Source organism: Fluviicola sp. (assembly GCF_039596395.1).
GTDB lineage: Bacteria > Bacteroidota > Bacteroidia > Flavobacteriales_D > Crocinitomicaceae > Fluviicola.
The window spans coordinates 276,109-288,582 of record NZ_JBCNJT010000004.1 but is presented as its reverse complement, the minus strand read 5'-3'; the positions used below and the strand labels follow the sequence as shown (position 1 = coordinate 288,582).

The 12,474-nt window shown below is 42.9% G+C and carries 13 protein-coding genes; 9 read left to right on the top strand and 4 right to left on the bottom strand.

All coding sequences use genetic code 11. The annotated features are described in order from the left end of the window. Positions 1-17: 17 nt before the first annotated feature. Together ABDW02_RS18865 and ABDW02_RS18860 are read right to left on the bottom strand one after the other, a co-directional pair. The gene (locus ABDW02_RS18865; protein WP_343637386.1) at positions 18-413 is read right to left on the bottom strand and encodes a hypothetical protein; all 396 of its coding nucleotides are present in this window, start codon (positions 411-413) and stop codon (positions 18-20) included. 20 nt (positions 414-433) lie between these two features. Continuing rightward, complete coding sequence (locus ABDW02_RS18860) at positions 434-793, bottom strand: TfoX/Sxy family protein (RefSeq protein ID WP_343637385.1); 360 nt, start codon at positions 791-793, stop codon at positions 434-436. Positions 794-1,299: 506 nt separating this feature from the next. On the opposite strand from ABDW02_RS18860, the gene ABDW02_RS18855 reads away from it, so the two are divergent. After that, a complete protein-coding gene (locus tag ABDW02_RS18855) occupies positions 1,300-3,573 on the top strand; it encodes an aconitate hydratase (RefSeq protein ID WP_343637383.1) in 2,274 nt (757 codons plus the stop codon). A gap of 346 nt (positions 3,574-3,919) precedes the next feature. Next, complete coding sequence (locus ABDW02_RS18850) at positions 3,920-4,891, top strand: hypothetical protein (protein ID WP_343637381.1); 972 nt, start codon at positions 3,920-3,922, stop codon at positions 4,889-4,891. A 118-nt stretch (positions 4,892-5,009) separates the two neighbouring features. On the opposite strand, the gene ABDW02_RS18845 is transcribed toward ABDW02_RS18850, so the two are convergent. Beyond that, positions 5,010-5,303, bottom strand: a complete 294-nt coding sequence (locus tag ABDW02_RS18845; RefSeq protein WP_343637379.1) for a hypothetical protein — start codon at positions 5,301-5,303, stop codon at positions 5,010-5,012. A 564-nt stretch (positions 5,304-5,867) separates the two neighbouring features. Continuing rightward, entirely contained in the window at positions 5,868-6,677 is an 810-nt protein-coding gene (locus ABDW02_RS18840) for a 2,3,4,5-tetrahydropyridine-2,6-dicarboxylate N-succinyltransferase (protein WP_343637377.1), read from the bottom strand. Positions 6,678-6,804: 127 nt separating this feature from the next. Here ABDW02_RS18840 and ruvX point away from each other — a divergent pair, with 127 nt between their 5' ends. The 7 genes from ruvX to ABDW02_RS18805 all read left to right on the top strand — a co-directional run bounded on the left by ruvX (position 6,805) and on the right by ABDW02_RS18805 (position 12,401). Continuing rightward, positions 6,805-7,221, top strand: a complete 417-nt coding sequence (gene ruvX, locus ABDW02_RS18835) for a Holliday junction resolvase RuvX (protein WP_343637375.1) — start codon at positions 6,805-6,807, stop codon at positions 7,219-7,221. A 185-nt stretch (positions 7,222-7,406) separates the two neighbouring features. Continuing rightward, the gene (gene def, locus ABDW02_RS18830) at positions 7,407-8,003 is read left to right on the top strand and encodes a peptide deformylase (protein WP_343637373.1); all 597 of its coding nucleotides are present in this window, start codon (positions 7,407-7,409) and stop codon (positions 8,001-8,003) included. Next, on the top strand, positions 8,003-8,551 hold the full coding sequence (locus ABDW02_RS18825) for a hypothetical protein (RefSeq protein WP_343637371.1): 549 nt from the start codon (positions 8,003-8,005) through the stop codon (positions 8,549-8,551). Before def ends, ABDW02_RS18825 begins: the two co-directional genes overlap by 1 nt. A 91-nt stretch (positions 8,552-8,642) precedes the next feature. Further along, a complete protein-coding gene (locus ABDW02_RS18820; RefSeq protein WP_343637369.1) occupies positions 8,643-9,095 on the top strand; it encodes a DUF1573 domain-containing protein in 453 nt (150 codons plus the stop codon). Between the two features lie 16 nt (positions 9,096-9,111). Next, the gene (locus tag ABDW02_RS18815; RefSeq protein WP_343637367.1) at positions 9,112-9,486 is read left to right on the top strand and encodes a DUF1573 domain-containing protein; all 375 of its coding nucleotides are present in this window, start codon (positions 9,112-9,114) and stop codon (positions 9,484-9,486) included. Between the two features lie 215 nt (positions 9,487-9,701). Continuing rightward, positions 9,702-10,142 carry a DUF1573 domain-containing protein gene (locus ABDW02_RS18810; RefSeq protein WP_343637365.1) on the top strand — a complete coding sequence of 147 codons (441 nt, stop codon included), beginning with the start codon at positions 9,702-9,704 and terminating at the stop codon, positions 10,140-10,142. Positions 10,143-10,253: 111 nt separating this feature from the next. Beyond that, a complete protein-coding gene (locus ABDW02_RS18805) occupies positions 10,254-12,401 on the top strand; it encodes a transglutaminase domain-containing protein (protein ID WP_343637363.1) in 2,148 nt (715 codons plus the stop codon). Positions 12,402-12,474 lie beyond the last annotated feature (73 nt).

Below are 12,474 nucleotides of genomic sequence, written 5' to 3'. Positions count from 1 at the left end.
TTAAGTGGATATAAATATTACTCCTTATTCCCACTCAGCGTTACTGTATAATTAGACCCCATCGGTCCGGTGCCGCAAACATCATCGGTGAAGCTTAGTTCGAAATGTTTCCTCTCCATCGTTCCAATAGATTGATTGCATTTGGAAATAGCCCCTTTTTTGGAAACATCAAATATGTATTCGCTACCGTCGTACCAGTCGATTTTCACACTTCCTTTTTCTCCGTATTTCACTTTTCCCTTGTAAACAACAGAAGTGTCCTTTGTGATGCCGCCCATTTCCCAGTAATGGAAATCATACGTGAGTTGGTAATTTCCGATGTACTTGTTGCGGTAATCAAACAGTTTCCGTTTACAGCCCGGTAAGCTGATGGCAAGGATGAGTAATGACGTGATGGTTATGAGTTGTTTCATTGATGCGATAGATTTGCTTTTCACTTCTTCTTGCTTGATTTTGCTGTTGGCTTGTAATTCAAACACTGTTGGATCCAATAATCCAGGTCTTTTGAATGTTCAAATCCATGTTCCATCACATAAATGTAGTTTTTCATGACACGTTCGCCCATTTTCATAGGGAAAACATCGTCTCGTTCCACCGCTTTCAAATAGTCTTCATCACTGATTCTGCAAAAAAGCAAATCTTCCTGACTATTTTTTGAAATATGTGTACCGCAGCACATTTTATCGTCTACCATGATACAAACTCCCATGAACATTTTCTTTTCCTCGAAATCCACTTCTTTGGATAACAACACTCTGCGTATCCTTTCCAATGTTTCTTCGCTATAAGCCATCGTCTATTTATTTTCCGGTTCGGATTTATGCTTCCGTATTTACATTCTAAGGTAATACTATTCGGAAAAGTAAGCGTTAAGAAGAAGTATTCAAAGTAGACCGATGAACCGTCAGTTCGATCTTCATGCTTCTGTGCCCTCCTTCTTTCTGCGTTCTATGAGTCTGCGTAGTCTGCGAAATCTGCGTGCGATAAAACAGAGAGTGGAGCGAAACAACCAATCAACACCTTGAAACACAAATAACCTCAAAGTCTCGGAGCAAAACCAGTATAAATCTTCGCGTACTCCTACATCCGTGTTGCGTCTTCCAGACGACACTCCGTCTTCACCAGCTACAGCTGGCTCTTCTCTGCGGTCCCATGAATCCACATAATCCGCGAGATCTGCGCGCAATAAAAACCTCAATCTTCCCACCCATAGACAAATTCTATGCATTTATAGATTCCAGGTGATACGCGTTATTTTTTTAATGCTTAAATTTAGAGGTATACAAAAACAAACTAAAAATGGCTGTTTTCGATTTAGACATGATCCAAAAAGTCTACGCTGCATATCCTGAACGCGTAGCTGCTGCAAGAAAAGTTGTTGGTCGCCCTTTGACTTTGACAGAAAAGATATTATACGCACACCTTTGGGATGGTGCAGCTTCACAAACTTACGAAAGAGGAAAATCTTACGTGGACTTTGCGCCGGATCGCGTAACCATGCAGGATGCAACGGCCCAAATGGCCTTATTGCAATTCATGCAGGCAGGTAAAAAGAAAGTAGCGGTTCCTTCAACCGTACATTGCGACCACCTCATCCAGGCAAAAGTAGGTGCTGATGCCGATTTGCAGCGCTCATTGAACGAAAGCAGCGAAGTATTTAACTTCTTGTCGTCTATCTCCAATAAATACGGAATTGGTTTCTGGAAACCGGGTGCCGGGATTATTCACCAGGTGATGCTGGAGAACTATGCTTTCCCGGGAGGAATGATGATCGGGACGGATTCGCACACGGTAAACGGAGGCGGACTTGGAATGATCGCCATTGGTGTCGGTGGTGCCGATGCGGTGGATGTCATGGCCGGAATGCCGTGGGAGTTGAAATTCCCGAAACTGATCGGGGTGAAATTAACAGGTAAACTGAACGGATGGACTTCCGCGAAAGACGTGATCCTGAAAGTGGCACAAATTCTTACGGTAAAAGGTGGAACTGGGGCAGTGGTGGAATATTTCGGTGACGGAGCGATCTCGCTTTCTGCTACCGGAAAAGGAACGATCTGTAACATGGGTGCCGAAATCGGTGCTACGACTTCTACTTTCGGGTACGACGATGCCATGCGCCGCTACCTGAATGCAACCGGAAGAGCAGAAGTAGTTGCTTTGGCAGATCAGATTGCAGAACATTTAACAGGAGACCCGGAAGTGTATGCAGATCCGGCAACCTATTTTGACGAATTGATCGAAATTGACTTAGATACTTTAGAACCGCATATCAACGGGCCATTCACGCCGGACCGCGGTACACCAGTTTCCAAAATGAAAGAAGAAGCGGAAGCAAACGGCTGGCCGATGAAAGTAGAGTGGGGGCTAATCGGTTCTTGTACCAACTCTTCCTACGAAGATATGTCGCGGGCAGCTTCCATCGTGGAGCAGGCTGTGAAGCACGGAATCACTCCGAAAGCAGAATTCGGGATCAACCCGGGATCGGAACAGGTTCGTTACACCATTGAGCGCGATGGCATCATTGCGACCTTCGAAAAAATGGGAACGAAAATCTTTACCAATGCCTGCGGACCTTGTATCGGTCAGTGGGACCGTGAAGGAGCGGATAAACAGGAAAAGAACACGATCGTGCACTCTTTCAACCGGAATTTCTCCAAGAGAGCAGACGGTAACCCGAATACGCACGCATTCGTAACATCGCCGGAAATGGTTGCTGCGATAGCAATCTCCGGAAATTTAGGATTCAATCCACTAACGGATACCTTAACCAATGACAAGGGCGAAGAAGTGAAACTACTTCCGCCTCACGGTGACGAACTTCCTACCAAAGGATTCGATGTGGAAGATCCGGGATACCAGTCTCCGGCAGAAGACGGTTCGAACGTAGAAGTAATTGTAAAACCGGATTCTACGCGTTTGCAACTATTGGAATCATTCCCTGCCTGGGACGGACAAAATATCCACAATGCTAAATTATTGATCAAAGCATTCGGGAAATGTACTACCGACCACATTTCAATGGCAGGCCCATGGCTGCGTTACCGCGGACATTTGGACAACATTTCCAATAACATGCTGATCGGTGCTGAAAATGCGTTTAATCATAAAGCAAACGAAGTGGTGAACCAATTGACAGGTTCTACCGGTGAAGTTCCTGCGGTTGCCCGGGCATATAAAAATGCAGGAGTTCCTTCCATTGTTGTGGGAGATCACAATTACGGAGAAGGGTCTTCCCGTGAGCACGCTGCCATGGAACCACGTCATTTGGGAGTGAAGGCAGTCATTGTAAAATCCTTTGCGCGCATCCACGAAACAAACCTGAAGAAACAGGGAATGCTGGGATTGACTTTCGCAAACGAAGCAGATTATAACAAGATCCTGGAAGACGATACGTTCAACTTCATTGACCTGGTTGATTTCGCTCCGGGAAAACAATTAACCCTGGAAATCGTTCATGCAGACGGTTCGAAAGAAGAGATTAAATTGAACCATACATACAACGAACAACAGATTGATTGGTTTAAAGCAGGTTCGGCATTGAATCTTATCAAGTTGCAGGAAAAGTCAAATTAAAATAGCTTGAATAACAAATCCCGGTTTGCAGTGAGTGGATCGGGAAGTTGTAAAACAGCTAAGAAATTCATTCTGAAAAACTTATGAAATCCCCTTCATTCAAGAGGGGATTTTTTTGTTCCCAATTATTGGTTTTACGGGGTTTTCAAGGGAAATATGCAAGCATAATTAATACTGTCAATGGCTCATTCAAACAGGTATTTTACGAATTGAGGTCTCACTTATGCAAGGCAGATGAACTATAAGTTTAATTTCGCTCCGTGAAAACGAAAACGCGTAAATCAACCTTCCTTTGAAAAAGGGAAGGTTTTTTTGCGAGAATAATAAAAACCAAACGCTACAATTTATGAAAAGAATTTCTGCTTTTGCGGGAAGTATTCTGTCCATTATGCTTGTGTTTCATGCAACCGGACAAGCGAATACCAAATGGAACCTGATCAACGATCCCTACTACGGTTTCCCGAATTACACCAATTTATTTCCGGGGTTAAAAAGCTCAATCCTGGGTGCGGTAAAAGACGACGAGAATGTTTCGAATATCGACAGTCGCGGGTCCGGCCCGACAGGATTACGCACTGAATTTATGTTGAACAACTGGTTTGGAATGGGTGTCGACGCGATTTACAGCGGAAGCAGTGTAAGTTATGACCGTTTGGATTCAATCGTTGATGGGATTTCGTACACGAACTCTTATGAACGCAAAATGAGCCGGGTGCGCATTCAGGCCCGCTTTAATTTCCATTTCCCGATCAAGAAAAAGCGCCTGGATATGTATGGCGGAATCGGTATCGGAAGCAATGCGAAATACCGCACAACATTCGTTAATGGAGTTAAAACAGAAGACAAAACCGGTTTCTGGAGTGGTTTCCCGACTTTCCCGATCTCGATGAGAACTTGTTGGGGATTCCGCTACTACTTCTCCAAGTTTGTGGGAATGAACTTTGAATTAGGTATTGGCGGGCCGCTGGTTTCAACGGGTGTTTCTTCCCGTTTCGGATTCAAGGTGCCAAAAATTCCGGGAATGGATAACCTGAATCCGGATGGAGCGGGAGATAACCTGAGAAAGCGAGCAGAAGACGCAAAAAGAAAAGCAGAAGATGCTGAGAAAAAGAAAGAAGAACTGGAAAAAAAGACCGGTAATTCCAATACGGAAGAAGAAGGCAAGAAATTGGAAGAAGAACGTATCCGGCTTGAAAAAGAAAGATTGAAGCTGGAACAGGAGAAATTGGAGTTGGAAAAACAAAGACTGGAAGAAGAGAAGAAGAAACTCGAAGAGGAGAAAAAGGCACAGGAAAAGAAAGAAGAAGAAAAACCATAGAAGGAACGCGAGGCATCATCGTGTCCATACATGTCCCTTTTTTATAATTGATCCACAAATAAAAAACCCGTCTCGGCTTGGCCAGGACGGGTTTTTATGTTAAAATGTTTTTTACAGCTTACTTGATAGCACAAGTAGTAGTTGTAGTTGTTGGCTCAGCACCTGCTTGAGCATAAGGAGAAGGCGTAGATGTTTTCGCGCTTCCTGCTTCGCATGTGCTTTTAGCATCGTCTTTTTTGTCTTTGATTGTAGTTGAACTGGAAGACGTTGTTGTATTTTCTTCCTGATAAACTTGTCCCTGGTAAGAGAATTCCGGTTGGTGTACAGTTACAGTACAAGCACATGTGTACTCTTTCTTACAAGATGTTAACGCCAAAGTAGCTAAGATAGCCAATGAAAAGATTGTTTTCATGATTCAAATGATTATAAATTCGGGTCGAAAATAATAAAGATTCAGGAAATGCAACAAGTTTGATATTTCCTGAATAAAAGTTTAACAAATTGATGAATTCGAGTGTTTTTTTAAACGAATTTGCGACCAACAACCATTTCAAAGTTATTTCCGGAGCTTACCTGATAAAGCAGTTTGTTATTGAGACTACTGGTGGACAACCTTCCGCATAATAAGCAGACTGATAGATATCGGCCGTGTTTCTGCTTTCACATAGCTTCTGAGCATGCTCTTTGGTGTTTTTGATAATAGAAAAACCAACCCAGTAGTTTGTTCTGGATTCATCCTGATGGTATGTTCCATAGGTAAATTCAGGTTGGTGAACCGTTTCCACACAACTACAGGTGTAGTTTTTATCACAGGATGCGCATGCAAATGCGGCCAGGATTATCATTAAAAGGATGGTTTTCATGATTTATATGGTTGTAATTTATTCAGGTTGAAAAATAGTAAAGATTCAGGAAATGCAACAAGTTTGACATTTCCTGAATGAAAGGTTCATAAATCCATGTTTTGAGAACTGTTTTAAACAGCTACGTTGTGCTCTCTCAGCGCATCGTTCAACGAAGTTTTCAAATCTGTAGATGCTTTGCGCTTGCCAATGATCAAAGCACAAGGCACCTGGAAATCTCCTGCAGGGAATGATTTGGTGTAAGATCCGGGGATCACTACCGAACGCTCGGGAACATATCCTTTCAGTTCAACCGGCTCCGGTCCTGTTACATCAATGATTTTCGTAGACATGGTCAAACAAACGTTTGCACCCAAAACAGCTTCCTTTCCAACGCGCACTCCTTCTACCACGATACAGCGCGATCCGATAAAAGCATCGTCTTCGATAATCACCGGCGCAGCCTGTAAAGGTTCCAATACGCCTCCGATACCTACACCACCGCTCAAATGTACATTCTTCCCGATCTGTGCACAGGATCCAACCGTTGCCCAAGTGTCAACCATCGTTCCGGAATCTACATAAGCTCCGATGTTTACGTAAGAAGGCATCATAATAACTCCCGGTGCAACAAATGCTCCGTAGCGCGCAATGGCATGCGGAACCACGCGAACTCCCAATTCGGCATAGTTCTTTTTCAAAGCCATTTTATCGTGGAATTCGAACGGGCCCACTTCAATGGTTTCCATTTTGCGAATCGGGAAATACATCACAACCGCTTTCTTTACCCATTCGTTCACTTGCCAGGAACCATCTTCCTTCGGCTCTGCAACACGCAGTATTCCTTTGTCGATATCTTCGATAACGTGTTCAATTGCCTGGCGGGTTTCGGCCTGGTCTAACAATGCCCGATTTTCCCAGGCAGCTTCAATAATGGAACGCATATTTTTGGTTTTTCAGCAAAAGTAAAAATAATAGGAAGGAAAACGAATGCTGCGCGTCCTGTTTCCGATTAGGAATTCATCACGAATAAAGCAGTATTTTTGCATGGTAACTTATAATTCTCAATACTTGTCTAAAATCCTCGCAATCGATTTCGGCCTGAAAAGAACCGGTCTGGCGCTTTCCGATGACATGCAATTATTTGCATTCGGTTTAAAAACAATTGACAGCAAAACCCTGATGGATGAACTGAAGCAGCTTGTTGCGAAAGAGAAAGTGGTGGAGATTGTAATCGGTGAACCAAAAAGATTAGATGCTTCCGACTCACACATTACCCAAAATGTACGTTTATTGAAAGAAGCGGTTCAGAAGAATTTTCCGGGGGTGTTAGTGAGTTTGCTGGACGAACGGTTCACTTCAAAAATGGCTTCGGCAGTGATTGCACAAAGCGGATTGAAGAAAAAAGACCGGGAGCAAAAAGGATTGATTGATACGGTAAGTGCCACGATTATCCTCCAGGATTACCTTGAAACCCGCGTAAAATAAGGAAAAGTATTTTGAAAGAGTCTATTTCCTAACTTTGCAGATGTTTAAATGGTTCAAAGAGTTTAAATGTTCAAAAGGGTTCCATTGAACGATTGAACATTTCCACTTTTGAACGCGCTGAAATAGTTCGAAAAGACAAGGATTGGTACCTTGATCTGTATAATGAGAGTAAAAAAGAGAAAAGAATGATATTGCCAATTGTTGCATACGGTGACCCGATCCTGAAAAAGGAAGCGGTGGAAATCGACCAGGATTATCCGGAATTGAATAAACTGATCGAAGACATGTTTGAAACGATGTATGAAGCATCCGGAGTTGGTCTTGCTGCGCCTCAGATCAATCGCTCCATTCGTTTGTTTGTGGTAGACGGAAGTCCGTTTGCGGAAACAGATGAGGATGAAGAAGAAGATCCGAAAGCAGAAGGAATGGAAGGTTTCAAACGCGTTTTCATCAATCCGATTATTGAAGAAGAAGCCGGTGAAGCATGGGGATTCCATGAAGGATGTTTGAGTATCCCGAAAATCCGCGAAGAGGTTTACCGCAAGGAAAAGATCCGCATGACTTATTACGACGAGAACTGGCAATTCCACGATGAGTGGTTTGATGGCTATAAAGCACGGATCATTCAGCACGAATACGACCACATCGAAGGAGTATTGTTTACAGACCATCTTTCGGTATTGAAAAGAAGATTGCTGAGCAAACGACTGCAGAATATTTCCCAGGGATTGATCTCTGTAGCCTATAAAATGAAGTTCCCGACATTCAAAAAAGGAAAATAATGAAGGTATTCTATGCAATTGCTGTCGGAAGTTTGATGATGGCTTGTTCTTCCGGCCCCGAAAAAACTGTTGAAAAGAAAACCGGAACCCGGAAAGGCGATTTGGCTTCTGCCGTGAAGGAAGTGAAATTATTTGAAGATTCGCTGAAAAGAAGCGGAATGCAGTACAGTCAGGAAACAGCAGTTCTGTATGCAGAGAAATGTTTGTCGGTAGCGCATCGTTTTCCCAAATCACCCGAAGCTCCAAGATACATGGATAAAGCACACATTATTTTTGCTTCTTCCGGTTTGCACCAGCGTTCGGTAGTTATCGCGGATTCTTTGATTGCCATGTACCCGGTGTACAAAAACCGGCCGATGGTATTGGAAAGTCTTGCCGGTGCTTACGATGTATTTGTTGTTCCGAGACAGAAGGACAAGGTTAAAAAGTATTACGAACTATTGCTGAAGGAAAGTCCGGATATGAAACCCGAGCAACGAAAGCAGATCGAAGACCGTTTAAAGTACATTGATTTGACCTTTGACGAATACGTTTCCAAAGCAAATTAGGTTTTTGAATGGAATTTCGTTAACTATGTGTTAAAGAAAATTTGGAGTAAGACTTTATAATCTATATTTACAACAACTAATAAGAAACAAAATGAAAAGAGTATTATTTACAATGATGTTAGCTTTTGTAGCTGTGATCAGTGCAAACACTGCTGTAGCTCAGGAAATTCAGAGTCAAAGCGGGGCTAAGATTGAATTTGCGAAAGAAACGCATGATTACGGAAATATCAAATACGGAGCTAATGGAACTTGTACATTTTCTTTTACAAATACAGGGAACGCGCCTTTGATTATTTCAAACGCAAAAGGATCATGTGGTTGTACGGTTCCTGAGTGGCCGAAAGAACCGATTGCTCCGGGAGCAAAAGGAGTAATTACAGTGAAGTACGATACAAAACGTCCGGGTGCTATCAACAAGAACGTAACAATCACTTCCAATGCTGTAAATGAGCCTACAAAAGTAATCCGTATCAAAGGAAACGTTGCTCCGCAACCGGAAGGAACAAGTCCTGTAAACGATGGTGGAGCTCCATCTGCTCACTAAAAAAAATGAACATCAAATGCGTGTTTTAACTATCGCATTTCTGCTATTGAATTCCGCTTTTTGCATCGGTCAGAAAGCGGAATTTTCTGTTGATAAGGCCGTGTTTACTTTCCCCAAAACAAAAGAAGGGCCGGTCATTTCACACGATTACGTTATTACCAATACCGGTGATGCGCCCCTGATCATTTCCGATTACAAAGTTTCCTGTCCTTGCACCAAAGCAATACTTCCAGAACCGATTCCTCCCGGAAAATCGGCAGTGATGCACGTGACTTTTGAGACAAAGGGAAAATACTACGAACAGGATCGTTCAATCATCCTTTCGACCAATACCAAAAAAGGAACCGAAAAGGTCCGCTTCAAAGTCTTCGTTATTCCGGAGGGAGAATAGAGAGTGAAAATGAGAGCGGTAAAGAGGATTTAAACCATCTTTTACAACTCTAGAAAACTGCTTTCAGGCCGTTTCACTTCTTTTCATCATTCTCATTATCTATCCCGCTCTCATTCTGTATTAACAACAATTTAAGACTTGAGTTAAAGCCCTGTTAAACCTGACTTCCACTTCGTTGCTATTCCGTAGATTGCTTCATATTTAAATGCTACACAATGAAAGCAAATACACTTCTTTTAATCTTAAGTTTTGTTTTTACACTGGGTGTAAAACAAGCATCGGCTCAGCCACAAGTTTTGACAGGGCCGCAAATTCAATTCGAGAAAGAATCGCACGATTATGGAACGATTGAGAACGGAGCAAACGGCGATTGCGTCTTTGTATTCAAAAACACGGGAAATGCTCCGTTGATCCTCGAAAATGTGAAAGGTTCCTGTTCGTGTACCGTGCCTCAATGGCCTACAGAACCGATCCAGCCGGGAGCAACCGGTGAGATCAAGGTGCATTACAACACCGCTACTGCAGGTCCGATCAATAAATCCGTTACGATCACATCCAATGCAGTGAATGAGTCGGTGAAAGTAGTACGCATCAAAGGAAATGTGCTTACTGCGAAAGTGCCTGAAACTAAAACGGAAGCCGTTTCGACGAACTAAAATTCCAATCCACCCGATTTCTGAAAAGGTAAACAAAGAACTAATTTTGTTTACCTTTTTTGTTTTGTAACATCTTCCGGAAAAGGCATTATTGTATAGAGATTTAATCGAATGAACCGGCTGGCCAATCAACATTTGCTGCAATTGAGTATGGTGCTGCTCTTATTTTGGAGTGTTCCTTCATACGCGCAGGATTCCCTGAAGCCGATCCGGTTTGAAAAAATAGTTCTTAAAAGAGGGCTGACACTGGATGCGAAGGTGCTTTCCGCTGCAATTACTTCCGGGAAAACGGGCGATAAAGAAAAATTCGACGCCATTCTTTCCTGGGTGGTCAACAATCTGAAATACGATTACCGGCGGTATAATTCCGGAAGAGCTTTTTCGTCCAACCGTTCGTTGAAACAGACATTGAAAAGAAGGAGGGGAATCTGCACGGATTACACCAATCTGATGGATTCGCTGTGCATTTACGCCGGTTTGCAAAATGTAACCGTTACCGGGTATGCGAAAGAAGTGAATTTTGATGTGAACGATGCGCTTTATTTTGACAATCACGCCTGGAGTGCGGTGAAACTGGATCGTGTCTGGTATTTGTATGACCCAACCTGGTGTTCCGGAAATGTGAGTTGGGATTACAAACGTTTGGCAAAATGGCGAATCCGGAAAATTGAAAAATTATCAGGGCGTACGAAAGAAGTCGAGGTAAAATTCGGTTCGAAAATTAAAAGGAATAAGCTTTGCAATTTGCCGAAAGAAACCGTTTACAGTTCTCAAAAAATACATGTTATCCGCTTCTTCCCGCGCATATTCATCCGGATACTGAATTGGTTTCCTTTTAAAATGAAGCAGAAATTCAACGGTGTTGCGAATTCGGAATTCTACCTGGCAAACCCGGAAAAGTTTGCGGTGACCCACTTCCCGAATAACCCGGTCTGGGCTTTCTCGCAAAAGACTTTCAATGTGGCGGATTTTGTTGCAGATACTAAATCCTATAACATTCCTGAGTATTTAGCAATGGACACTACCCGTTACGGGACATTTTGCCTGGATTGCGATGATTATGAAGCATCCGACGAGCTGGTAAGGGAAGCAAGGAATTATTCAGCAAGCCTCCGCAGCAATCCGGACAATCATTTTTTGCCGGGAAATTACAACCTGACCATGGGAGGATATTTGTTCGGTGAAGTCCTGAAAGAAACAGATTCTTTGACCAGGGTACATTTGATGGATTCCACCGAGGCTTATTTGTTGAAAGCGAGAGGGTATTACAAAAAAGCGCAGCAGGATGCCCGGATTGAAGCGACTTTCCAGATCAGGAAGAACACTGCCAAGAAATACGTGCTTTTAAAAGAAAATCGTACCGATTTGGCGGAGTTGAACAAGTTGGTGAACCGGACAGCGACCAAAAGAAACCAGGTGCGTGCGCTGGGTTTCAAGTCGAAGAGCTTGCACAGATCCGAAACGAATTTTTTGAACAAGTTCAACAACAACTACAGGGAAGCGGGGCCGGTAAAGAAAATGAAGGATGAACAACTTGAGAAAGTCCGGCAAAAAATAGCTGCCGGTAAATCTTATTGCGATTCACTGACCACCGAGATCCGTTCGATCCAAACGCGTTTTAAATTGAATCTGGGAGTGCTTTGGCTGAATTTAAGAGAGCAGCAAAAAGTAGCTGTTCCCCTGGTAAATAACTATTACATGGATGGTGAAATGCGGGTTATCAACCAATTGGATAGCTACAAATTCTACATCCGGGAACTGCGGAAGAAAATTGCTGCGGAAAAAGAAGTGCTGGCCAATAGTGTTGACCGGGATGTCCTGGACATGGCAGATTCTGTTTGCAAGGATTACCTGTACCTGGTGAAACTGGTTAAAAAGAGAGATGCAGCCTTTGAGAAAAACAAAAAGAATTTTATGTTGCTCAGACGTGCCAATGTGTTTACGGGAGCGGATGTCAAACAATTCTGCCTGGAATCTTCTGAAACTGTTACCGAAACCATTTGCTGGAATACCGAAAACCAATCGCTGGTAAAAAGCCTGGTGGAAACGTTTAATTATTTTGCCTGGGCCATGCGTAAATCCACAAAGGTCATTCCATGGAATTCCCGGATGGAACTGATTCGTCATAAAAAAATCGAAGATCATGTGAAAACGAATCAAATGCGCAACAGGGATGCAGTTCTGAAGAATTCAAAACTCGTTAATGCTGTTAATGGCAAGCTGCACGATTACCGGAAGAAAATCGAAAGAAAGAAGTAGTTCACCCGGTTCCACGCGCTGAAATTCACCTGATTTTTAAAACTTGCTAAAAATAGCTGTGAGTTATTAACAA

Coding starts and splice junctions, on each gene's coding strand:
- ABDW02_RS18865 (WP_343637386.1), bottom strand. CDS start 413: ATGAAACAACTCATAACCATCACGTCATTACTCATCCTTGCCATCAGC.
- ABDW02_RS18860 (WP_343637385.1), bottom strand. CDS start 793: ATGGCTTATAGCGAAGAAACATTGGAAAGGATACGCAGAGTGTTGTTA.
- ABDW02_RS18855 (WP_343637383.1), top strand. CDS start 1,300: ATGGCTGTTTTCGATTTAGACATGATCCAAAAAGTCTACGCTGCATAT.
- ABDW02_RS18850 (WP_343637381.1), top strand. CDS start 3,920: ATGAAAAGAATTTCTGCTTTTGCGGGAAGTATTCTGTCCATTATGCTT.
- ABDW02_RS18845 (WP_343637379.1), bottom strand. CDS start 5,303: ATGAAAACAATCTTTTCATTGGCTATCTTAGCTACTTTGGCGTTAACA.
- ABDW02_RS18840 (WP_343637377.1), bottom strand. CDS start 6,677: ATGCGTTCCATTATTGAAGCTGCCTGGGAAAATCGGGCATTGTTAGAC.
- def (WP_343637373.1), top strand. CDS start 7,407: ATGATATTGCCAATTGTTGCATACGGTGACCCGATCCTGAAAAAGGAA.
- ABDW02_RS18825 (WP_343637371.1), top strand. CDS start 8,003: ATGAAGGTATTCTATGCAATTGCTGTCGGAAGTTTGATGATGGCTTGT.
- ABDW02_RS18820 (WP_343637369.1), top strand. CDS start 8,643: ATGAAAAGAGTATTATTTACAATGATGTTAGCTTTTGTAGCTGTGATC.
- ABDW02_RS18815 (WP_343637367.1), top strand. CDS start 9,112: ATGCGTGTTTTAACTATCGCATTTCTGCTATTGAATTCCGCTTTTTGC.
- ABDW02_RS18810 (WP_343637365.1), top strand. CDS start 9,702: ATGAAAGCAAATACACTTCTTTTAATCTTAAGTTTTGTTTTTACACTG.
- ABDW02_RS18805 (WP_343637363.1), top strand. CDS start 10,254: ATGAACCGGCTGGCCAATCAACATTTGCTGCAATTGAGTATGGTGCTG.